Raw genomic sequence first — 22,843 nt, 5'->3', positions numbered from 1 at the left:
GTATTTCTAGTTATGTATTGTCTCTCTAAATACATCAATATATGACTAGTTGTTCTTTACAGTTTCCAATAGTACAGCAATACAATTTACTGACTCTTTCTGGTCGGATACGCTTGCAATTCTTTTTCGGGTACATTATTTAATTTGAAATACCCTTTTTTACCCTCTTTGGTATACGCAACAATGCATTCATTATCTTTAAGTTCGAAAGGAGGCTTTTTTTCAACTGCCGGTAACTGGTTGTTAAACTCTTTCTTAGGATCATCACTCATAATCAGATCTTGCCTTCTAGAAGGGTAAGTATGATGACCTACATATACAAGCTCATTGGTTTTATGCCCCAGTTCTATCTTTTTCCCTTTAAAATACGCATACTCTAATTGCACATCTGATGTCGAATTAACTTCTATATATAGCATAAAACCAGAACCACCGCCTTCAACACCGGCTACCCATTTCTGAAAATAAACATCTTTAATAACTATTGGAGTTTTCATATCGATTTGTTGACTGCTGGCACATTGTGTATATGTTATCAGGACTAACAAAACACCAATTGTTGTACTTATTGTTCTCAAATTTATCATTTTTGATATTTTAAGTATTGAAAAACAAAATTGATACCAAAAACATAGTCTTGGTAATTTTAGTTTCGCTAAAGATAGGGAAATAGGCAAAATACCTGTTGAAAAAACAAAAAACCTCATAAGAAAACTTATGAGGTCTTGGTATTTTATTATACTAAATTCTAGCTAAGCTGAATCAATACTAAACTACAATTAGTTATTTAAAGCTTCGGCACCACCAACAATCTCTAAAATTTCATTAGTAATAGAAGCTTGTCTTGCTTTGTTATATGATAATTTAAGTGCGTCTCTAAGCTCTGTAGCATTATCTGTTGCTTTATGCATCGCTGTCATACGTGCTCCATGTTCTGATGCAAATGAGTCTCGTATTGCTTTATACAATTGTGTTTTAAGTGACTTAGGGATTAATTGCTCTACAATCTCTTCCTTAGAAGGTTCGAAGATATAATCTAGATTTACATTCTTATCACTTTCTACAGGTACAATTGGCAAGAATTGCTCTGTAGTAACATCCTGAGAAGCTGCATTTCTAAATTTATTATATACAATAACGATCTTATCACAAGAACCATTACTGAATAACTCCATTAGTTCTTCTGCAATATCTGAAACATTAGCAAAAGTAAGATCATCATACACCGAGCTTCTATTTGCAACTACTGTATGTGTTTTTGAAACAACATCATTGACTTTTTTACCTATGGTAACAAAATCTACTTGCTTACCTGCATATTCATTTTGATATAGCTCTCTTACCCCTTTAACAATATTAGAGTTAAAAGCACCAGCTAGACCACGATTAGAAGCAATTGCTACTATCAATACTTTATTCACTTCGCGTTCTTCTGCATATGCACTTGCGCTATCTCCTTCTAGCGAAGCACTTAAGCTTTGCAATAGCTCGGTAAGTTTATCTGCATAAGGACGCATTGCAGTAATCGCCATCTGTGCCTTATTCAACTTTGCTGCAGATACCATTTTCATGGCACTGGTAATTTGCATCGTTGAAGATACAGAGGTAATTCTACTACGTAATTCTTTTAAATTTGCCATTTTTCTTAGTATTGAGTATTGAGTAGTTAGTAATGAGAACTTTCTAGATCAACACCATTCTAAATAGTAAACTTTATTTTATTAAGTACAGCGTATTAGAATCCAATACGCTGTACTTTAATACTAGTTTTTATATTTTGCTGAAATTTCTTTACAAGCAGCCATTAACACATCGATTACCTCGTCTGTTAATTTTCCTGCTTTTAAAGTATCTAGTGTATCTCTATGCTTAGCATTAAGATATTCTATATAATCACTTTCAAATTCTTTTATTTTATTTACAGGCACATCTCTTAATAGGTTTTTAGAACCTGCATAGATGATTGCAATCTGATCTTCTACAGTATATGGATCATTTTGTGCTTGCTTAAGAATCTCTACGTTACGCTTTCCTTTTTCGATTACGTTTAAGGTAGCAGCATCAAGGTCAGATCCGAACTTAGCAAATGCTTCTAATTCACGAAACTGTGCTTGATCTAATTTTAGTGTACCTGCTACTTTTTTCATTGACTTAATCTGTGCAGATCCTCCTACACGAGATACCGAGATACCTACATTAATTGCCGGACGTACACCAGAATTAAATAAATCTGATGTTAAGAATATCTGACCATCTGTAATCGAAATTACGTTTGTAGGGATATACGCAGATACATCACCTGCTTGCGTTTCGATAATTGGTAATGCTGTTAATGATCCACCACCCTTTACTTTATCTTTTAAAGAATCAGGAAGGTCATTCATATCTTTAGCAATAGTATCATCTGCAATTACTTTTGCAGAACGCTCTAACAATCTAGAGTGAAGATAGAAAACATCTCCAGGATAGGCCTCACGACCTGGTGGACGACGTAATAATAAAGATACTTCACGGTATGCTACTGCCTGCTTAGATAAATCATCATAGATAATTAAAGCAGGACGTCCTGTATCACGGAAATATTCTCCGATCGCAGCACCAGCAAATGGAGCATATACCTGCATTGGAGCAGGATCTGATGCATTAGCCGCTACGATAGTAGTATATGCCATTGCACCTTTATCTTCTAGTACTTTAGCAATTAATGCTACTGTAGATGCTTTTTGCCCTATAGCTACATATATACAATATACTGGTTCACCAGCATCATAAAATTCTTTTTGATTAAGAATAGTATCGATACATACTGTTGTTTTTCCTGTCTGACGGTCACCAATTACTAATTCACGCTGTCCTCGCCCTACTGGTACCATCGCATCGATAGACTTGATCCCTGTCTGAAGAGGTTCATTTACTGGTTGACGAAAAACTACTCCAGGAGCTTTACGTTCTAATGGCATTTCGAAAGTTTCACCTTCGATCGCACCTTTACCATCGATAGGGCTACCTAATGTATCCACTACACGACCTACAATTCCTTCTCCAACGTTAATTGATGCAATACGTTGTGTACGTTTTACAGTTGCACCTTCTTTAACTTCAGTTGAAGAACCTAAAAGTACTACCCCAACATTATCTTCTTCTAAGTTAAGTACGATACCTTCTAAACCAGATTCAAACTGTACTAATTCTCCATATTGAGCATTAGACAATCCGTATACTCTGGCGATACCATCACCTATTTGTAATACCGTTCCTACCTCTTCTAATGAAGCTGATGCTTCAAATCCAGATAATTGTTGTTTTAATATTGCTGATACTTCAGCAGGATTCACTTCTGCCATTTTATAATAGTTTGAAAGAACGAGTTTGAACACTCATTCTCTTATTATTAAATTTATATTTTAAAATGTATGTATTAATTGCTTAATTCTCTTCTTAAGTTTGTAAGCTTATTTGCTATACTTGCATTATACTGTAAATCACCTACTCTAAGAATAAATCCACCGATAATACTTTCATCGATTACATTTTCTATAGTAGCTTCGTTACCTGTTAATTCTTTAATCTTGGCCAAAACTTTAGCGCTTAATCCTTTATCCAGTGGTACTGCGGTAGTTACTTTTGCAACCTGAGTGTTGTTTAACTGATCAAACAAAATACTGTATTGCTTTGCTACATCATCTAACAAGTTCACTCTTTTATTCTCGATTAATACATCAAAAAGTTTTTGTGTAATCTCACCAGTACTTTTAAAGATCTCACGTAATGAAGCAAGTTTTACTTCACTTTTGATCAATGGACTACTTAACACCATTCTGAGCTCGGCGCTATCGCTAATAGTCACGATAATACTTTGCATATCCTTCTGAACATCTTCAGTAGCTTTTTTATCTTGAGCCAGGCTCAAAACTGCTTTAGCATAACGTATTGCTGCTCTACTCATTTAGTTTAATTTAAAGTAACATCCTCTAGCATAGACTCAACCAATTCTAATTGCTTGTCCTTACCAGATAATTCTTTTCTCACTACTTTTTCTGCAATCTCTACAGAAAGTCCTGCTACCTGATTCTTAAGATCTGCAATTGCTGCCTTTTTCTCACTAGCGATAGTAGCTTGCGCTTGTGCTACAATTTTATCAGCTTCTGCTTGTGCTTCAGACTTTGCATCAGAGATCATGTTTTCTTTAAGCTGTCTAGCTTCTTTAAGCATCCCATCACGTTCTGCTCTCGCTTCATTTAAGATTCGCTCATTATCTGCCTGAAGGTTTTGCATTTCTTTTCTTGCTTCTTCTGCAGACTCTAATGCATTTTTGATTCCTTCTTCACGATTAGTTACAGCCTCTAAAATAGGTTTCCATGCAAATTTTCTTAATAATAATAGTAAACCTACAAAGATTAAGATCTGCCAGAAAAACAGACCAAACGAAAAATCATTTATTAACTTCTCCATTATTAATGATATTAATTTCTTTAGTGTTTAATTTTAAAAATCTAATTAACAACAGCTATAACCAACCGTTATAGCTGTTGTTTGTAAATTAAGCTGCGAATAACGCTGCAAATCCAATACCTTCAATAAGTGCTGCTGCAATAAGCATAGCTGTTTGGATTTTACCAGAAGCTTCTGGCTGACGAGCGATAGCGTCCATCGCCTGTCCACCGATTCTACCGATACCAATACCAGCTCCGATTACGATTAAACCTGCTCCAACAATATTTGGAATTTCCATAATTATATAATTAAAAATTAAACGTTCAAATTCTAGTGATGCGCTTCTTCATTTGCCATACCAAAGTATAGCGCAGACAACATCGTAAATATATAAGCTTGTAATGCTGCAACCAATAATTCTAATATTGATAACGCAAAAGCTAATCCAAATGACAATGGACTACCTATCCAGTTTTTAAATATGAATATCATTCCAATAATACTCATTAGTACTACGTGACCTGCAGTCATGTTCGCGTATAAACGAATCATTAATGAAAATGGCTTGATAAAAACTCCTAACAATTCTATAGGTGCTAAAACAACTTTCATAAAAGTTGGCACACCTGGCATCCAGAAAATGTGACCCCAGTAATTTTTATTCGCTGTTAAATTAGTGATTAAAAATACAATTAATGCTAATGCAAAAGTTACTGCAATATTTCCTGTAACATTAACTCCCAGAGGAGTCATTCCTAAAAGGTTTAAAAACCAAATAAAGAAGAAAACGGTAAGCAAAAAGCTCATGTACTTCTTATATTTATGTTCTCCAATATTAGGAATAGCTATATCATCTCTTATAAACAAAACCAAAGGCTCTAAGAAACGTCCTACTCCTGTAGGGATACCGTTATTTTTCTTATATGATTTAGCAAGACTTCTAAACATAAAAAACATAAGTAAACTAATCAATAGCATACTTACAACATTTTTTGTAATAGAAAAATCAAGTGGCTTTGCATTGGTAGCGTGATGATCTTCATCATAATTGATCGTACCTGATGCATCTGTTTTATAAATTTTTGAATGGTATAACTTATAATAATTACCATCAACTTCGGCAACAGATTCACCATGGTGAAATTTAGAGGAAGAAAAAACTTTTAGTCCATTATCCCATAAAATCACAGGCAAAGGAAAGCCATAATGCTTGTTTGCTTCTTCATCAGAAAACAATGTAAAATCATAAGAGTCTTGAAGGTGATGATCTACAAATTCTTTGATTCGTTCTTTTAAACCTCCTTCTCCTTCATTTTCCTTTTTCTCGGATTCTTTGGCGAATAAGTTTCCTGTCGTAAAGACCAGACTAAAAATCAATAAAATTTTAACTACAGTACGTTTTTGCATTACGCGTAAAATTTCGGTTCCTAAATTTCGGTGCAAATGTACATAATTATGTTAGATTCTTAAACTATTTTGACTAAATAAGTTTAAGATTATCCGTAAATGATTAAGTTTCTGAAAATCAATTATTTAGTAGAATTCAAAATTTTTGAAACATAATAGACTTCGAGGATTAAACAGATTAGATAGGCTATAAAAAAATCAAGAAAGACATTTTTATTGATTTCGAAATCATTAAGCTTACTGACAGCCATAAAAACTCCTATTTTTATAAGGCTACCGGCCATAAAAATAAAACCAAGTTGGTCTTTAAATTTTTTGCTTAGCACTAGTATAACTATTGTAAAGACAAAGGTGAATGCACTATTGAATACATATGAAAGCTTGATAATATTGATATTTCTTTCGAGCAAAAAGGTGTTTATGATACCCATATGGATCATATAACTGCCTGCTATTACAATAGTGAAAAGAAATAAAAAACGGAATACGTTCTTTCCCATTAGCGTATTAAAATTCTTTATTCAAAAAATAAACTCATCAAATATCTAAATTTTCTAAATAGTATAGAAGCATTTAAGGAATTTAAAAATCTAATAGTGATGCATTATAATAATCAATCAGATTTATTAATCCGATTGAGTTGCTTAATCACCAAATATATAGATGCGGTTACTCCAAAGAGTATAAATCCCATGGTAAACCATTGTTTATCCAATTCATAATAGGCATCTAGTTTTTTTCCGGCGTAAGCACACAGGAATATGGTAGCTCCCATTTGGAAAGCTATCCCTGTAAGGGCAATGTATTTATTAAAGGCTTTTTTACCTCGATTATTTTTTTTCAAGGTTCTTTTTATTAAGAAAAAGTATTACTTTAAATAAGCATTCTAAGTATACAGAAAATCTATTGTCTGATCCCATCTCCCAATATCATGACCAAAATAAGTAATCACTAAATCGCTCGAGATTATTTACTAAAGAGAAGTTTTCTTCTGCTTTGGCTCTATGAGGAGAAATGCTCTCTTTGGTGTCCTATAACTAATTTATAGTTAGATTTTTTATATTAGAAGTTTGTATTCACGGCAATCAAGAGAAAACCTAATACAGTAAATACAAACTTCTAATCTAAGCTGATTTTCCTTGTCCTTGTGTTGTTTGCGATTGTGAAGGTTTCTGTTCACTAGGCTTACTCAAAGATTTCACATTACCTTTCATAGAACAAGATGCATTAAAGTTTGCTCCTGGTTCAACAGCCAATTTACCTACAGTAACTTCGCCTTCGATATGTGCCGTTGGTTTTAAAGATAAGGTATTTGATACGTTAAGAGTTCCTGAGAACTTACCTTCGAAATCTGCATCAGAGCACTCTAACGTACCTTTAATAAAGCCTGATGTTCCTACTACTACTTTGCCAGTAGTTTTAAAAGTTCCTTCGATAGTACCTTCAATTCTAAAACCTCCTTCAGAAATAACATCTCCTATGATTTTAGTTCCTTCTGAGATTTTGTTTTGGTTACGAGAGAAATCGGTCGTACTGCCGTAATCTCTTCCTTTTTTATTGTCTGAAAACATAATATATAAGGGGGATTAAATGATTATTCGGTTTCTGGTTCTAATTCTGGTTCTGATTGAGCATATTCTTCAAGATTTTTATGAATCTGAAGTACTCGATAATTCGGAGATGCTATCGTAAAATACGTAGCCTCTACTTTTTCATAATATTTCTTTTTCCTGTTCCACTTTGTTAAATCTACACCACGGGTGTCTTCGGTTTTACCCAAAGACAACAATTCCCCAAATCCTTCTGCTGCTAATCTACTTCCGTTTGTATGTACAACTACAAATTGTTGATCTTTATTATATACATCTAAGGAAACTTTCATTTTCTCATATCGAAGTTCTTTGATAATGGCTTCTATTTGTTCTTTTAATGCTTGCGCTTGATTGTTTCCAAAAGTAGAAAATGCATAAATCAACTTATGGTTATTCTGCTCATCTGTATTGGTCAAAAATGCATTATCCCGAATTTGCGGAATCGTAACCTGGTAGATTACCTGTGCCTTTTTACCTTCGGGGCTTTGAGGGTAATTAAGAGATACATAATTAAGTGCTTCTTTATACGCTTCAAATCCTCTATATCTTCCTATCGCCTGAGCTTTTAATAATTCGAATTTGGGTAAAAAATCTTCATCTCCGCCAAATTTTATAATCATCTCATCGCTTTCTTTTATTACAGATGCATATTTTTGGTTCTGAAAATCTCTATACAACCTATTATATATAAATTTAGGGCTGTTTTCATCATCCTTTAATGCTTCATCAGGATTCTGAAGAATTTTGGCATATCTCGATTCTCCATGATTATTAATAATATCCTGCATCATTGCATTGGACCTCGAGGCGTTTCCTTGTGCCAAATAGATTTTGTACAAATTATATTTAGAAGGAATAATTAATCGTTTTTCGGGATTGCTCTGCAATAGATTTTCGAATTTATCTATAGCTAAACCATATTCCTGAAATTTTTCTTTATATATAACCCCAAGTTGATAATAGGCAAAGTTACGATCAGTTTGAAGACTATCTATAGCTGAAGGATCGGTTGGTAATTGAGCAATATAGGTTTGTGGGTCAAATGTTGGATCGGTATCGATAGAGTATTCATCCTTTTTCTCTTTCTCTATTGTAGAAACAGCACCTGGATTAGAAATACTCGAAACTCTCCAATTGTCCTGTAACTCTCTGTTTCCATATGTTCTTTTAAATGCAGTTTTACCATAAGCTACAGTAGTTTGGTTATAGAAATAGAAAGTTCCTCCTTCTACACTTGGTCCTTTAGTATCTGTTCCAAATCCAGAACCTGGCTGTCTATACCTTTGTTCTACAGGCAAGTTATCCTTTATTCTGGCAATTTCTGCAGCTTTTTCTTCTTCTATAGCTTTTGTTTTTAACGCATTGGTATACTCTGCATAATACGTTATTCTCTGCTCTGGTGACATAGCCAAAATAGTAAGAATACTGTCATTTGTTTTGGCAATACCTTCGTATAAAATAACATCTTCAAGATTATCTCTCTTTTTCTTTAATACCCTATACCGTTTTGAATCTACAATCATTCGCTGAAGTGTGCTATCATAATACGCTCCAGAGATAGCATACTCTTTTCTATCAAAACTAATATCTCCCAGAGTATAATAATTAAGGGATTCTAAGTATTTATCTTCAGACTTTGTTCGTAATGATTTATTATAATATGCTACAGCCAGATCAATAGAATCCAGAGTTTTAAAATAAACTGCTTTTTGGTTGTATATTTTATCTAAAAACGGTCGATTTTCTCGATTTTTTTCAAGATCGGTTAATAATTCAAGAAACTCTTCTTTATTGCCATTCTCATAATTAAAATTTCGAGCTTTTGCCATATAGGCATTCATCATATATTTTCTGGGCGCTTTTCTATTGAGTGCAATAACCTGATCAAAAGCGTAATTTGCACTATCTTTATAGCCTAATTCATTTAGTAATTGTCCCTTTATATAGAGATATCTACCTTTCTCTTCATTCTTTCTGGTATGAACGGCAGCTTTGGTAATATAAGTAACAGCAGAGTCTTTTCTTTCTAAGTTAATATATGCTTGAGCCATCATAGCTATAGCATCGGCATAATCCTGAGGTTTCATAAACTCCTGTTCGATCATTCTGGTAAGATCCTCTATCGCTTTATCGTTATTATCAAGGCGAAGATTAGTTTTGGCTCTCCATACTTTGGCATGATTGATTGTATTACTTGTGGGATATTTATATAAGATGTAGTTAAAAGCTTCTAATGCCGGCACAAAACGTTGTTCAAAATAACGAGCCTTACCTAATAGCAAAAATGCTTCATCGATTTTAGGATTACGTTCCTTATTATCAATAAGCATACTATGCTTTTGGATTGCTTTTACTGCTTTCTCCTCTGCTCTATCAAAGTTTTTATTAAGTACTTCGTTAGGAAGTCTAACATCTTCACTTACAATCATCCTTTCTACAGGTAGTAACTCCCAGAAATTGTCTTTATAAGACTGAACGATATCTTCCTTACCTATATCAAAAGCCAATCGGCCATTATATAGTGTATTATTTTTTGTCGTAACATCATGCCATGTACGATTTATAAACTTGTCCTTTTTACGAGAACAAGCAAATCCTACAATTGCCAAAAGCAATATCAGCGCGATCTTTAATAATTTTCTGCCCAAACCAGATAAATTTATACGTGTGATAACTAAAAAACTTGACTTTTAGTGTGTTGATTGTACACAAAAATTACGTGTGCGTTGTAAAAATACATTTCTTTCGTTAAAAAACCGGTTGTTAACATCTTTTTCTCGGCTTAAACTTTCTTTTTTTACCATATCGATTATTGATCAAAATATTACATCGAAAATTAAGGAAATCACAGCATCAACATCTTATTGATTATCAAAATATTAAATATAATAGTGATTTGTTTTCCAGGTAAAAATTATTCAATAAATTCATTGTGATTTTTATAGACTATTATGCTATCAAAATTTTAGACTCATGTCTTAAGTGTCTATAAATGTTTAAGGCAAAAATCTCTTAAAACTCTTATTATGAAATCAAAATTGTTAAACCTTGGTAAAGCACTAGACAAAAAGCAACAGCAAAAAATTATGGGTGGTGCTCACAGGCATTGTACCAGTCACCAAGATTGCCCTGGAGGTCAGGGATGTTGTTATGCTATAGAATTATGCTTTTTAGATTCTTATCCAGGCCTACAGCCAGGTGGTACATGTTGGAATTAATTATTTTTTTTCCTTTTAACTTAAAAAATATATAGGGTGCTGAAATTGAATTTTCAATACCCTATATGCTAAAAAACATGTCCTTTTGTATCTTTCCTTTAATCTTGAAAGGTATTTTACAGTTCTCTCTTGTCAAAAATTAAAGTATCGCAGTGGTTCTAAAAAAAGAGTTGAGTTGTCCATTATTTTTTCAATATGACCATCATAAGGTATTTTCTCCTCATACAAGCTCTTACAATTCTTTTTATTTCTGGAGGGGTTTTCTTCAAATATTCTAAAAATCTAAAAAGCTGGACTATCGGTTTATTTTCAGGAATATTTGGTTTAGAAATATTAGTGTTTCTTTATGGAACCAGCCAACTATCTATAGTATATCCTCAGTTTTTGGGATGGTTTTATTTCGATATGGGTTTTCTTTATGGTCCTTTTTTATGGTTTCATTTTCAATCTTTTATCTATAATAAAAACAGATATTCAAAAATTGATGGTTTACATTTTATAGCATTTATAATCATATATATTCTCATAATAGATATTTTGATACTACCTAGTGAAGAACGTTTACAATACATGAGAGATGGTTTTTTAGATCAAATTATGCCTATAAATTACGCTAGGGCCATTCATCAACTATTATATGCAATTGCCGTTATTTATATAACCATAAAAAACAGGGCAAAGCTATCATCAAATGTAATAGTGTACTTATTTACACTTGCGATTATATACATCTGTTCTACTCTAATTATTTCATTCTTTACTTTGTTCGCTGATGGCTGGCGTCAATTTGCTTACTATTATTTGTTTAACAACATCATGATTTTTGTTGTTGGGATTATTCTCTATACCAATCCTCAATTTCTGAAAGAGATCAAAAAAAAATACTCGAACTCTACATTAGATCATAATGATATGGTTCATATTCAAAAGAAGATTAATGAGCTGTTTATTAATGATTTAATATTTCTAAAAAATGATCTTACCATTGGTTATTTGGCCAAAGAACTTAATGTGAAACCCTATAAAATTTCACAAACCTTTTCTGAATTCATTAAAGAAAATTTTAATGATTACGTGAACAAGCATCGGGTAATGTATTCTCAAAAATTATTGAAAGACACGGAATACAATATTTATAAAATAGAAGCTATTGCTACAGAGTCGGGTTTTAATAATAAAGTAACTTTTTATAAGGCCTTTACAAAACACACCTCTACTACACCTTCTAAATACCGAAACTTAAATAAAAAAAGAGTAAAAAATAATTTAAATTAACACCTTACTTGGGTTTTTATATTCTGTAGATCATGGTTGGTTAGTAATTTTATACTGAGTAATAACTTATTAATCACTTAAATACAACAAATCATGAAAAAGTATTTCTTAACATCAAAAGGACAGTTTTTAAAAACTTCATTTGCCTTAGCATGTGCAATTTTACTATCCATTTTCTTAATGACTCCATTAGAAAATCTAAATGCCAACAACTTAAAAAAACCTACTTTAGAAAATATGGATTGCACCACTGGTTGGAGGCCTCAGCGTGAATTTTGTTCTTCTTGTTTACTTGGCGTTTGCACTAAATATAGAGAAGATAGAAAATACCATTTTTGTGGAGGAATGGAAATAGCAACCGATGAGTATAGAAACGTCTTTATAGGGTTTTCTTCATCTTCAAATTGTCCTTAAACTTCTTTTTTTAACTTTTAAAATAATATAATTATGAAACCACAAGAAATGAAAATTTATTTCAGCATATTCTTTATTGCCATATTTTTATTTACAAGTTGTAGCAAAGAAGACACGATTACTTCCTCCGAGGAGATCGGAACCGAATTAGATTTTGAGTATTACAAAATTGACTTGAGTAAACCACATACCGATTTATCAAAAGATGATCGATTTAAAAACCTGACCTCTGAGCAAATCCTAACTATTCTTGAATATTATTCTCCTGGTACTACCTCTACATCAAAGCAAAACTGTAATAACTGTGTTCATCATGTAAGGAGTATAGATTCTAGACTTATGCCTGTGGATTCTGGCTGTGACACACATTACAAATGGACAAATACAGGATGTTTAAAAGGAAAGATGAAATTAATTAATAGTTGTAACCCTACAGTAGGTTCGGCGGTAATAATGGATACAGGAATACCCGAGGGACATGTAGCTTATGTAGAAAAAATTGTTTATCAATTTGGAGATCCTTTACTTAAAATTAATGAAGGTAATCGACCTAGTGGAGTGTGTCGTACAGTCTGGTTATCTGTTGATGACCCAATGATTAAAGGATATCAAAATCCAAACAGAAGCATAAACTGTTCAAATGCGCCTTTTTATGCTTGTGCTTCACCATATTCTAGCTGCTAATATTATATCTTCAGACTTTTAAATCAAGATTTGGGAAGAAACCTGAATCTTGATTTATTCTATATCTAAACTATCCACCTTACCAAAATGTGCTTCGAGTTCTCTAAGTGTTTCTTCTGATGTTGAAAGATCTTTTACTACTTCTCCTTTATCCAGCACTACAATTCGCTCGCATACTTCGGTAACATGCATTAAGTCATGACTAGATACCAAAACGGTGATATTTGGGTCTGTAGATAGTTCTTTAATTATTTTTTTTAAGCGAATTTGTGTCGTTGGATCCAAATTAGCAAAAGGTTCATCTAGAACAATTACTTCTGGATTACCAATAAGTGCCGCAACAATACCCGCCTTTTTCTGGTTTCCTTTAGAGAGATCTCTTAAATATTTTTTTTGCCCTAAAATCTCACCATGAAAAAAGTCTTCAAAACCAGATAATAATGCATCTACATCGGCTTTATTTTGCCCACGAAGTTCTCCTATAAAATAAAAATACTCTTCTGCAGTAAGGTATCCTATCAAGAACGTCTCATCAATAAATGCAGAAGTTACCGATTTCCATTCTTCACTTTCACTAACTTTAATTCCTTTATTTTCGATATATCCCGTTGTGGGTTGAATAAGATCTAATATCGCACTAAATAAAGTTGTTTTTCCTGCTCCGTTATTACCCACCAGACCAAAACTCTTTCCTTTCTGTATCTCTAGAGATTCAATATTAAGAACGGTATTTCCGGTATATGTTTTAGTTAGGTTATGTACTGATATCATGTTTTTTATTTTTTTTGTTTGTATGCCCAGATCGTTTTATACTTTTCTGTTCTATAAATACTTTCTATTTTATTAAAAACTGCATCTTTAAATGCAAACCCTGCAATACCAGCAACAGTTACCAGAGCATATCCTGCATAAGGACTATATGCATAATGGCCTATCGCATATAATATCATAGGTAAAACCATTTTAGGCAATGATAATAGTAAGGTCTTTGCATTAAAAGCTTGTTTATCTCCAAACGCATTTTTGTTACTGGTTAAATCAATAGGTGTTTTTACATAAGCTCCTGCCCATAATACTACATGAGAATTCACTCCTATATTATAGATTGCTCCAACTAGTATAGCGAGATATACTTCCCATCCATAGTACAAATATCCAGATGCTAATACTGTAGAGATTAATGTTGCAATTACCATCAACCACCATTTAGAAGATAAATACTCTTTATAGCGAATATTTTGACTCATCATTAATGGGTAATACGAACTATCCCAACTCGGTACGAACTGTCCAAAGCTCAATAGAAACCCACCAGTAACAAAAATGGCAGCAAAAATTCTCCAAACGGGTCCGTCATATGTCTTTACAGCTCCTGTGAAAAACAACAATCCGTAAAATAAGAATAAAATACTCACCAAAACTGTGGACCTGGCTCGCTTATTTCTTTTTATGAGTTTTATATCATTCTTGAGAAAGGTTGCGGTCTTACCAAACCGATCTAACCACTCGAGGTTTTCTGTTTTTACATTTTTGGTTTTAGTAGCTAATCCTGCATCCAGATACAGGTCGGTTACAAAGGATCGAAACGATATAGTTATCAAAAACAAGAGGATCGCTATAGGAATCAATACCAAAAAAGGAATCTCATATAATCCTTTAAAAAATGGAGCTGTATATGTCGTAATATCAAAATATTCAAAATAATGTAATCCTCCTAGAATTGCCAAAACACCTCCTATGATAAATATAAGATTGTCTTTTTTGTTTAAAATGATATTTAGGAAATTGTTACTGTAAATTAATGCAGTCAATCCAATATTCCATAATAGCACATCAAACACTGGATATTCATTTCCAATTAATACAATAGAAAATGGAATAAAAAAGAAAGCATGAATAATATTAAAAAATGAAAATACTGTCTTCCCAAAAGCAAATGAAACGATTTTTCTTTTTTTGAAAGGAAGAATGAGTAATGGTTTAATATTAATAACTGGCATTTTTTGCAAGGCATATCGAAACAGCAAATCAAAGACTAGCCAATATATCAAAAACCTGTTTATGGTTTCTAGAGGATCGAGATTAAGCTTTTCCTTAATTAAAAAAAAGGCGCCAATTCCTCCCGAAGCCATCATTACAATAACCCAAAGTGCCCAAAATCCCATAAAGAACTTCATAAATAATCCAGAGGTTAAAGAAGCTGATCGCCAAAAAGATTTCCATTGTAAATTGATGAAGCGAGTAAACATAGTTAAGATGTATTTAACTATTTAGTAATCAAAAACGAGATTTTGTTACAAAAAATAATTAAGAACTGCTTAAATTTTTTCGTAAAGGCTATCTTCTCTGGTTGCATTTACTATTTTTGTCACAAATTTAAAAAATGAGATTCCGATATAGTATCGGGCTCATACAACTATCTACTTTGAATTCTCCTTAATACTGAAGTTTTCAAATTAGGTTTTTTAGTACAATACAATGTCAGATTTTCATAAATTACCCATACAACATATTACTCGAGAAACTCCCTTGGCAGTTTCTATAACATTCGAAGTACCAACAACATTACAGAGTGCCTATTCTTTTATCCCAGGTCAATACATTACTATCAAAACCGAAGTAGAAGGAAAAGAAGTACGTAGAGCATATTCTATTTGTAGTTCTCCAAAAAGTAATATTCTTAAAGTGACTGTTAAAGAAATACCCGGAGGTACATTTTCGGTTATTGCGAATAACAAATTAAAAGAGGGTGATGTGCTCGAAGTTCATACTCCCGAAGGTAATTTCTCAATTACTCCTAATACCCAGGCAAATAATTCTTATGCTGCTTTTGCAGCAGGTAGTGGTATTACTCCCGTAATGAGTATGATCAAAGCAGTTCTTGAAGAAGAACCCAATAGTCGTTTTGTTTTGGTATACGGAAATAAGACTCCAGAAGAGACTATTTTTCATAAAGAATTATTAGAATTACAAGCAAAATATTCTGATCGTCTATTTATAGAATTTATATATAGTAGAAGTCAGGAAGATAACGCACACTTCGGAAGAATAGAAAAATCGACTGTAAATTATGTAGTAAAAAATAAATTTAAAGACATTTCTTTTACTTCATTTTATCTATGTGGTCCCGAAGAAATGATCAATACGGTAACTTCAATTTTACAAGACAACGGCATTACTAAAGACAACATCCATTTTGAACTCTTTACCAGTAGTGCTTCTGCAACAGAAATAGATACTAATCTTGAAGGAAAATCGAATATTAAAGTATTGGTAGATGATGAAGAGTTTAATTTTGTTATGGATCAGAAAAAAACAATTCTTGATGCAGCATTAGACCAAGATATCGATGCTCCTTATTCCTGCCAGGGAGGAGTGTGTAGTTCTTGTATTTGCAAAATCACTGAAGGTAATGCAGTAATGGAAAAGAATAGCATTCTTACCGATGGAGAAATAGAAGAAGGGCTCGTTCTGGCTTGCCAGGCACATCCAACCTCTGCTTCGATTACCGTTGATTTTGATGATGTTTGATTTTGAGGACTAACTTTATCTGTTAAAAATACATTTCAGCAAAGCTGAAATGTATGATAAGTTTATAATTTATTAATCCTTTCTACGACAGTTTCTGGCTTTATGGTATGCATCACTTTTTCATAACCAGGAGGTACTTTATTACCATAAATTGAAGTTGGAATCTGGTCATATTTTGCCAAATTTGGTAAAACAGCACGTTCCATAGGTTGCTCAAAAGGCATGAAACCGGTGAATGGATGCGTTACTCCCCATAGTGTAATTGTTGGCACTCCGTACATTGCTGCTAAATGTGCATTGCCACTATCCATTGATACCATAGCATCTAAATTACCTATAAGTTTTAGCTCATCTTCAAAAGATAGTTTCCCTACGATATTGGTTACATTCTTATACTTACTTTCTATATTATTTAGAATATCTAATTCTCGTTTACCTCCTCCGAAGAGGAAAATTTCATACCCGTCTTCTTTGTTCAAGGTCTCGATTACCTCAATCATTAATGCTAGTGGGTAGGTTTTACTTTCATATTGTGCGAATGGTGCAATCCCTAACCATTTTTTGGTCGAATTTTGAGTTATGGAAAGAATTTCAGGTGTTAGCGGTTGTTTTTTTGGGAACTCATGAGTTGTAAGATCAATAGGATATCCTAATGCAGAAAAAACATCAGCATATCGCTGGTGTGTTGTTTTTAATTGTTTAAACACCTTATTTTTTGATCGAGTCAATGCTTTTTTCTCTGCACGACCTTTATCTACCTGAGCTGTTTTTATCCCTCGTAACGAAAATAAAGTTTTAAGTACATTAGAGCGTAATACATTATGCATATCGGCAACAGCGTTTATATTTTGTTTACGCAATTCATTGGATAATCGCGTAAGCCCAATAAAGCCTTTATGTTTATTATTTACATCTGCATGATATACCTCTAAATTTTCAATATCAGAAAATATGGGTTCAAAGAATTTTCGGGTAAGTACTGTTAGTTTTACATCGGGATAGGTAGCTCTAAAAACTCTTAAAACAGGAACCGTCATTGCTATATCACCCATAGCAGAAAGACGAATCACCAGAACGTTCGTTTCAGACTCTTTAGATCTCTTTAGATTACTTCCCCCCACGTAATACCGGGTTTAATTCATCATCATTGTACATTTTCATTTGCTTATATACTTTCATGTATTTATCCCCATTCTCGATATCATTCAACAATGTATCAATAGCAGTAGACAAGTCTACTTGTTGCTCCAGTAGCACATTCAACTTGTTTTGACATGCTGCTTTATGAGTATCTGTAGCCCCTTCGCGAATCGTTTCTACATGCATATGATATACTTTTAATGCCAAAATAGACAGTCTATCTACTCCCCATGCAGGACTTTCTGTATTAATGGTAGCATTTGTCTTGGGCGTTATCTCTTTATACAATTCTAAAAAATAACTATCAATATATTCTACCATATCTGTTCGATCCTGATTAGAGGCATCAATCTGTCGTTTTAGCTTTAAGGCTGCGATTGGATCAATTTCTGGATCTCGTATGATATCTTCATAGTGCCATTGTACGGTATCAATCCAACATTTTCGATATAGCAAATGCTCTATTGCCTGTGATTTGCTATCATATGGATTTGAAAACTCTTGATCAACACTATCGATCACATGGTATTTTTCTATAACTTCTTTAAAAATGGAATTTGCTTTATCGGTAAACATCTTTGCTAGTATTTTTCTAAAATTGTAAATATTCTATAAAGTATCTTCATATGTTTTCTATATTGTGTTTTATCAGCGTTGAATTACTCGCAATTTGTTGTTATGGCCAATTCTTTAAAAATCAGTTTTAACTGTATTAATTCACAATATACAGAACAATCATATGTACGCAACCTTATTTTTCGGCAGGTACAAAGGTATTATATTTTGTAATAGTATTTGGCATATGATAATTCAATCTACCTCAACAAAAATTACATGGTTGAGTTTAGGTATAATATGTTTCTTTTTAACAAGGATTGTAATGCGCTATCAGCTCTTATCATATATTATTTAGAACAATAATACTGTAAAAGGGATCAAGATGAATACCCAAATATTAATTTCTTTAGCAAATTGATGATAATTCATTTCGAGATATGTAGTACCGATAAGGGAAAGAGGTGTTGCTATAAAAAATAGCTCAGAAGTATCCTTTTTTGGTGCAATGGCTGCTACTACAATCGCCACAATCAAATAGATAATAACAACTCGCAATATAGGTTTTGTATTCGCTGTTTTTCTACCAAACTTAATAAGGTATATTGAGAAAAAGAATACAATACAAATCGATATTATCCCTACAGAGAAAAGATGTTCTTTTATAAAGTAATTCTGAAATGAAAACGATATAGGGTCAACATAGGTTTCAATTGCAAAAAACGAATCATAAAACAGTAGTGTAAAACAATTCGCAAATACATAAATCATACTAATTCCAATAAAAGGAATAATCCAGTTTCTATAGTTTTGGGGGTCGAAAAAAAGTATCCCTAAAAAAACCAAAAAAATAAATCCAATACTCCAAAAATAAGCTAATGAGGCTAAGCCGATAAAGATTGATGCATTAAAAATTTTGGCTTTAATATGTTTCTCATTTCGCAGATGCAAGATATTTTGCAGTGCCAGTAATACAAATACATTTGATAATAAAATAGAAAAACTGGTTAGTGAACTAGGTAAAATTGCAGTAAGAAAAGCATACAAAAGTATTGTAAATGTACCTTTATTGGTAAGGTCATTTTTTTGCGCCACAAAATTAAGAGCTAACATTGGTAAAATATACAAAAAAATACTAGCTGCTGTTAGTAAAATATGGCTGCTTTCGGCCTCAAAACCCTTTCTATAATGGGCAATACCAAATAGTATAGCCATATACAATGCCACAGCAATATAATTAATGGGTTTTGATTTACTAAAAAAGCTTGATAACACTACTATTTTTTATATTTTTGCACCAGACAATAGTATAGAATTGTCTATTGGTATTATTGAACTAATTTATAAAAAGTTTTTAGTTTACCGCTTTAGACTTTTTACAAAGAAAATATAGAACAAGTTATGAAAGATTTTTTTGAAGTGATAGAATCACTTTTTGTAGATATATTATTTATTCCTTTTGATTGGTTTAGAGCATTAGAATTAGAAAACTGGTTTGGTGCTAATATGCTTAATTGGGCATTTATGTTTATTGGTTTTGCTGCTTTTATATATTGGATGAAGGAATTAAAGAAATTTAATGACAATAATGAGGAGAATAGAGATCCTACAGCTCATTCTTTTTTAAACTAAAACCTCGCTTGATCAAGAAGTAATTCTTGAAGTTACGAGTGTTATAAATATCAAAAAAAGCATTTAATTTATATATAAATTAAATGCTTTTTTTGATTGTTCTGTATTTAGGAGGCGCTATAAATCGAATCCTAGGTCTTTTCTATAATAGATCTTATCAAAATTAAGTTTTTCTATGCTTTGATACGATGTTTTAATGGCCTTTCTAAAATCTTCATCCAATGATGTTATAGCCATTACTCTCCCCCCACTAGTAACTACTTTATCACCCTCTAGAGATGTACCTGCATGAAAAACAATAGAGTCTGTAATCGTATCTATACCAGTAATCTCTTTTCCTTTTTCATAAGCTTCTGGATACCCTCCAGAAACAGTTACTATAGCAGCAGCACTTCGCTTATCTAATTCGAGATTGATCTCATTCAGCGATTGATTTCCAACATGCTGAAATAATTGTACTAAATCTGTCTTCACTCTCGGCAGGACTGCCTCGGTTTCTGGATCGCCCATACGTACATTATATTCAATTACTTTTGGATCATCCCCTACTTTAATAAGTCCGATAAAAATAAAACCTTTATAATCTATATTTTCTTTTTCTAATCCTTGTACAGTTGGTTTAATAATACGCTCTTCGATTTTAGTCATAAGTGTATTATCTACAAAAGGAACTGGTGAAATAGCTCCCATACCTCCTGTATTTAACCCAGTATCTCCTTCTCCAATACGTTTGTAGTCTTTGGCTGTTGGTAAGGTTAAGTAATTTTTACCATCTGTAAGTACAAAAACACTAAGCTCTATACCATCAAGAAATTCTTCGATCACAACTTTCTCACTCGCTGCACCAAATTTTTTGTTGGTTAGCATGTTTTCAAGTTCTGCCTTTGCCTCATCTATGTCCTGAAGAATTAATACACCTTTTCCTGCTGCCAAACCATCTGCTTTTAACACGTAGGGTGCCTGTAAAGTTTCTAAAAATTGCTTTCCATCATCAACAGTAGCAGCAGTAAAACTTTGATAAGCTGCTGTAGGTATATTGTGTCTAATTAAAAACTCTTTGGCATATTCTTTACTTCCTTCTAATTGTGCTCCTTCTTTTGATGGACCAATCACTACAACATTTTTCAATTGGCTATCTTCAGCAAAATAATCACTTATTCCTCTTACCAATGGATCTTCTGGGCCAACTACAACCATTTCAATGTTCTCTTGTAACACTAAGTCTTTGATCGCAGGAAAATCTGTAACTGCAATAGCTACATTAGTAGCTATACCAGCCGTTCCTGCATTACCAGGTGCAACAAATAAGGTGTCGCAAATCGAACTTTGTACAATTTTATAAGCAAATGTATGTTCTCTACCTCCTGATCCAAGTACTAAAATATTCATGATGTATTATGGCTTGTTTTTATGGGCCCAAAAATAGTTTATTCGTAGTTGTATAGCTAATTCTTTCTAGATAAAAACTCATGATTTTTTTATGTGCTTCTCAAATTAAAACGATCTTACATCCAATAATGAGATACTGTGATATCCTATTTTAATTTTATTCACTACTATCATTGCGAATAATCCTACTACTTAAAATACTTCTCTTTTTTAAAAGCAAAGGAGTAACAATAGAGAAGAATACAATACCATTAAATCGAACTAACATAGATTCGAATATTAATGATATAAAAAGGATCAAAAAGACTGAAAATTCATTTCTACTTCTTTTCATACGTATTGCCAATATGACAAAAATACACACTAAAACCCCAAACCCAATAATACCTGTTTGTAAATACGTTTGTAGAAACTGATTGTGTGCATTATACTTGCTTTTGTAATTAAGAATGTAATTTAACTCCTTATATTTTTGAACCAAAACATCGTTTGCATCTCCAACTCCATAACCAAATACAGGAGCATCTTTAATCAATTTGATACTGGCATCCCATGCCAACAGTCTTGATTTTTCTGATGCCGTGGCATCATAATATTCTTTTACATTACTAAAATCTTTTATTCTGGAATAAAAATCAAATACCCTTGGGTTATTTAAAAACAGTAACAGTCCCATCAAAAAAATAATGGTCATGGTATATTTTTTTTGTTTATCAGTAATATCAAAAATCAATAATATCGACATTACAAACAAAATAAGGTAGGCTGCGATTGAAGCCAATAAAAAAAGATACAGAAATAAAAGAATAACTACTACTAACTGTATTCGAGATTTCAACTTGTTTTTAAGATAATAACTTAATACCAGTAATATGTATATAGAAATATAATTAGCATTAACTGATCTAGAAAATAGAGATCCTACAAAAAAGTAATGCCAATTTTTTACAACCCCCTCTATAAACACAAGAATTTCTATGCTTTCTCTTTCATCAATAATATGCCATGTTAAGCTATTACCTGCCTTAAAAATATTAATGAAAAATGAGACAATTAGCCCCATAAGTAAAAAGTCAAATAGTTTTTTTACCGTAGCAGCATCTTCCTTAACAAATAGAAAAATTAAAGGAAATAACAATAATGAAAGGGATCGTTGTACCAAATCGAATCCACTGATCAAATTATCAGTATAAATCAACCCCAAAGACATCACAATAAAATATAATGGAAAAAGTAATAATGATTTATCCAGAATAAACTTCTTTTCGGTTCTAAACATCATACCTATCCCAAAAATGATCGAAATTATAAAAAATGGAGTTGGGAGATTGATACCTAATGGTAATAAAAAAAAGGCAATATACAAGCTGTTCCAAAAGATCATTACGACCCAATGATCTTCTTTATAAAACATGTTGGTAGCCTGGGTTATTATGTTAACTAGTTGCACTTTTTATAAGATGTATTATGAGGTAGTTAACGATTTTTTTGAATTTGTATTATCGTATTTAGTATATACCTACCATAATTATACGCTAATAAACATTTTCTCTTTTGGTATTAGTATTTTTT

Annotated in this window: 23 protein-coding genes; 6 read left to right on the top strand and 17 right to left on the bottom strand. The window is 32.4% G+C overall.

The window, feature by feature from the left end; translation table 11 throughout:
* Positions 1-86: 86 nt before the first annotated feature.
* From DK441_RS12060 to DK441_RS12010, 10 genes are all read right to left on the bottom strand, one after another.
* Positions 87-578: a hypothetical protein gene (locus DK441_RS12060; RefSeq protein WP_160112074.1), complete on the bottom strand. Its 492-nt coding sequence runs from the start codon at positions 576-578 to the stop codon at positions 87-89.
* 201 nt (positions 579-779) lie between these two features.
* Positions 780-1,640 (bottom strand): ATP synthase F1 subunit gamma, encoded by an 861-nt coding sequence (gene atpG, locus DK441_RS12055; protein ID WP_109850944.1) that lies wholly within the window; start codon positions 1,638-1,640, stop codon positions 780-782.
* Between the two features lie 123 nt (positions 1,641-1,763).
* Entirely contained in the window at positions 1,764-3,344 is a 1,581-nt protein-coding gene (gene atpA / locus DK441_RS12050; RefSeq protein WP_109850943.1) for a F0F1 ATP synthase subunit alpha, read from the bottom strand.
* 74 nt (positions 3,345-3,418) lie between these two features.
* Entirely contained in the window at positions 3,419-3,946 is a 528-nt protein-coding gene (gene atpH / locus DK441_RS12045) for an ATP synthase F1 subunit delta (RefSeq protein WP_109850942.1), read from the bottom strand.
* A 5-nt stretch (positions 3,947-3,951) separates the two neighbouring features.
* Positions 3,952-4,452: a F0F1 ATP synthase subunit B gene (locus DK441_RS12040; RefSeq protein WP_109850941.1), complete on the bottom strand. Its 501-nt coding sequence runs from the start codon at positions 4,450-4,452 to the stop codon at positions 3,952-3,954.
* An 88-nt stretch (positions 4,453-4,540) separates the two neighbouring features.
* Positions 4,541-4,732: an ATP synthase F0 subunit C gene (atpE, locus tag DK441_RS12035; protein WP_034244746.1), complete on the bottom strand. Its 192-nt coding sequence runs from the start codon at positions 4,730-4,732 to the stop codon at positions 4,541-4,543.
* Positions 4,733-4,764: 32 nt separating this feature from the next.
* A complete protein-coding gene (atpB, locus tag DK441_RS12030; protein ID WP_109850940.1) occupies positions 4,765-5,841 on the bottom strand; it encodes a F0F1 ATP synthase subunit A in 1,077 nt (358 codons plus the stop codon).
* Positions 5,842-6,454: 613 nt separating this feature from the next.
* A complete protein-coding gene (locus DK441_RS12020; protein ID WP_234387083.1) occupies positions 6,455-6,685 on the bottom strand; it encodes an AtpZ/AtpI family protein in 231 nt (76 codons plus the stop codon).
* Positions 6,686-6,965: 280 nt separating this feature from the next.
* Entirely contained in the window at positions 6,966-7,412 is a 447-nt protein-coding gene (locus DK441_RS12015; protein ID WP_109850938.1) for a polymer-forming cytoskeletal protein, read from the bottom strand.
* Between the two features lie 23 nt (positions 7,413-7,435).
* Complete coding sequence (locus tag DK441_RS12010) at positions 7,436-10,081, bottom strand: hypothetical protein (RefSeq protein WP_235015757.1); 2,646 nt, start codon at positions 10,079-10,081, stop codon at positions 7,436-7,438.
* A 378-nt stretch (positions 10,082-10,459) separates the two neighbouring features.
* On the opposite strand from DK441_RS12010, the gene DK441_RS12005 reads away from it, so the two are divergent.
* From DK441_RS12005 to DK441_RS11990, 4 genes are all read left to right on the top strand, one after another.
* Positions 10,460-10,651, top strand: coding sequence for a hypothetical protein (locus tag DK441_RS12005; RefSeq protein WP_109850937.1), 192 nt, complete (start codon positions 10,460-10,462; stop codon positions 10,649-10,651).
* A gap of 195 nt (positions 10,652-10,846) precedes the next feature.
* Positions 10,847-11,926, top strand: coding sequence for an AraC family transcriptional regulator (locus DK441_RS12000; protein WP_109850936.1), 1,080 nt, complete (start codon positions 10,847-10,849; stop codon positions 11,924-11,926).
* 93 nt (positions 11,927-12,019) lie between these two features.
* Positions 12,020-12,340, top strand: coding sequence for a hypothetical protein (locus tag DK441_RS11995; protein WP_160112073.1), 321 nt, complete (start codon positions 12,020-12,022; stop codon positions 12,338-12,340).
* Positions 12,341-12,373: 33 nt separating this feature from the next.
* Positions 12,374-13,024: a CHAP domain-containing protein gene (locus DK441_RS11990; protein WP_109850935.1), complete on the top strand. Its 651-nt coding sequence runs from the start codon at positions 12,374-12,376 to the stop codon at positions 13,022-13,024.
* A 54-nt stretch (positions 13,025-13,078) separates the two neighbouring features.
* On the opposite strand, the gene DK441_RS11985 is transcribed toward DK441_RS11990, so the two are convergent.
* Both DK441_RS11985 and DK441_RS11980 read right to left on the bottom strand, forming a co-directional pair.
* Positions 13,079-13,795 carry an ABC transporter ATP-binding protein gene (locus DK441_RS11985; protein ID WP_109850934.1) on the bottom strand — a complete coding sequence of 239 codons (717 nt, stop codon included), beginning with the start codon at positions 13,793-13,795 and terminating at the stop codon, positions 13,079-13,081.
* A 5-nt stretch (positions 13,796-13,800) separates the two neighbouring features.
* Entirely contained in the window at positions 13,801-15,273 is a 1,473-nt protein-coding gene (locus DK441_RS11980) for a DUF5687 family protein (RefSeq protein ID WP_109850933.1), read from the bottom strand.
* Between the two features lie 229 nt (positions 15,274-15,502).
* Between DK441_RS11980 and DK441_RS11975 the strand changes: the two genes are divergently transcribed.
* The gene (locus DK441_RS11975; protein ID WP_074405854.1) at positions 15,503-16,555 is read left to right on the top strand and encodes a ferredoxin--NADP reductase; all 1,053 of its coding nucleotides are present in this window, start codon (positions 15,503-15,505) and stop codon (positions 16,553-16,555) included.
* A 62-nt stretch (positions 16,556-16,617) separates the two neighbouring features.
* Here the strand turns inward: DK441_RS11975 and DK441_RS11970 are convergent, their stop codons facing one another.
* From DK441_RS11970 to DK441_RS11960, 3 genes are all read right to left on the bottom strand, one after another.
* A complete protein-coding gene (locus tag DK441_RS11970; protein ID WP_370444317.1) occupies positions 16,618-17,676 on the bottom strand; it encodes a glycosyltransferase family 9 protein in 1,059 nt (352 codons plus the stop codon).
* Positions 17,663-18,271, bottom strand: a complete 609-nt coding sequence (locus DK441_RS11965) for a DUF4254 domain-containing protein (RefSeq protein ID WP_025665417.1) — start codon at positions 18,269-18,271, stop codon at positions 17,663-17,665. Before DK441_RS11965 ends, DK441_RS11970 begins: the two co-directional genes overlap by 14 nt.
* Before the next feature lie 333 nt (positions 18,272-18,604).
* A complete protein-coding gene (locus DK441_RS11960; protein ID WP_160112072.1) occupies positions 18,605-19,525 on the bottom strand; it encodes a DUF6427 family protein in 921 nt (306 codons plus the stop codon).
* Positions 19,526-19,651: 126 nt separating this feature from the next.
* Between DK441_RS11960 and DK441_RS11955 the strand changes: the two genes are divergently transcribed.
* Positions 19,652-19,882: a uracil phosphoribosyltransferase gene (locus tag DK441_RS11955; RefSeq protein ID WP_074405858.1), complete on the top strand. Its 231-nt coding sequence runs from the start codon at positions 19,652-19,654 to the stop codon at positions 19,880-19,882.
* A gap of 117 nt (positions 19,883-19,999) precedes the next feature.
* Here the strand turns inward: DK441_RS11955 and purD are convergent, their stop codons facing one another.
* Together purD and DK441_RS11945 are read right to left on the bottom strand one after the other, a co-directional pair.
* A complete protein-coding gene (purD, locus tag DK441_RS11950; RefSeq protein WP_109850930.1) occupies positions 20,000-21,271 on the bottom strand; it encodes a phosphoribosylamine--glycine ligase in 1,272 nt (423 codons plus the stop codon).
* A gap of 157 nt (positions 21,272-21,428) precedes the next feature.
* A complete protein-coding gene (locus DK441_RS11945; protein WP_160112071.1) occupies positions 21,429-22,721 on the bottom strand; it encodes an O-antigen ligase in 1,293 nt (430 codons plus the stop codon).
* Positions 22,722-22,843 lie beyond the last annotated feature (122 nt).

This window comes from Aquimarina sp. AU58 (assembly GCF_900312745.1).
GTDB classification, from domain to species: domain Bacteria; phylum Bacteroidota; class Bacteroidia; order Flavobacteriales; family Flavobacteriaceae; genus Aquimarina; species Aquimarina spinulae.
The sequence above is the reverse complement of the archived record's forward strand: the minus strand, read 5'-3'. Positions and strand labels throughout refer to the sequence as shown.

Bases quoted from the DNA above. Each gene is read 5' to 3' on its own strand.
- atpG (WP_109850944.1), bottom strand. From the start codon at position 1,640: ATGGCAAATTTAAAAGAATTACGTAGTAGAATTACCTCTGTATCTTCA.
- atpA (WP_109850943.1), bottom strand. From the start codon at position 3,344: ATGGCAGAAGTGAATCCTGCTGAAGTATCAGCAATATTAAAACAACAA.
- atpH (WP_109850942.1), bottom strand. From the start codon at position 3,946: ATGAGTAGAGCAGCAATACGTTATGCTAAAGCAGTTTTGAGCCTGGCT.
- DK441_RS12040 (WP_109850941.1), bottom strand. From the start codon at position 4,452: ATGGAGAAGTTAATAAATGATTTTTCGTTTGGTCTGTTTTTCTGGCAG.
- atpE (WP_034244746.1), bottom strand. From the start codon at position 4,732: ATGGAAATTCCAAATATTGTTGGAGCAGGTTTAATCGTAATCGGAGCT.
- atpB (WP_109850940.1), bottom strand. From the start codon at position 5,841: ATGCAAAAACGTACTGTAGTTAAAATTTTATTGATTTTTAGTCTGGTC.
- DK441_RS12015 (WP_109850938.1), bottom strand. From the start codon at position 7,412: ATGTTTTCAGACAATAAAAAAGGAAGAGATTACGGCAGTACGACCGAT.
- DK441_RS12005 (WP_109850937.1), top strand. From the start codon at position 10,460: ATGAAATCAAAATTGTTAAACCTTGGTAAAGCACTAGACAAAAAGCAA.
- DK441_RS12000 (WP_109850936.1), top strand. From the start codon at position 10,847: ATGACCATCATAAGGTATTTTCTCCTCATACAAGCTCTTACAATTCTT.
- DK441_RS11995 (WP_160112073.1), top strand. From the start codon at position 12,020: ATGAAAAAGTATTTCTTAACATCAAAAGGACAGTTTTTAAAAACTTCA.
- DK441_RS11990 (WP_109850935.1), top strand. From the start codon at position 12,374: ATGAAACCACAAGAAATGAAAATTTATTTCAGCATATTCTTTATTGCC.
- DK441_RS11985 (WP_109850934.1), bottom strand. From the start codon at position 13,795: ATGATATCAGTACATAACCTAACTAAAACATATACCGGAAATACCGTT.
- DK441_RS11980 (WP_109850933.1), bottom strand. From the start codon at position 15,273: ATGTTTACTCGCTTCATCAATTTACAATGGAAATCTTTTTGGCGATCA.
- DK441_RS11975 (WP_074405854.1), top strand. From the start codon at position 15,503: ATGTCAGATTTTCATAAATTACCCATACAACATATTACTCGAGAAACT.
- DK441_RS11965 (WP_025665417.1), bottom strand. From the start codon at position 18,271: ATGTTTACCGATAAAGCAAATTCCATTTTTAAAGAAGTTATAGAAAAA.
- DK441_RS11955 (WP_074405858.1), top strand. From the start codon at position 19,652: ATGAAAGATTTTTTTGAAGTGATAGAATCACTTTTTGTAGATATATTA.
- purD (WP_109850930.1), bottom strand. From the start codon at position 21,271: ATGAATATTTTAGTACTTGGATCAGGAGGTAGAGAACATACATTTGCT.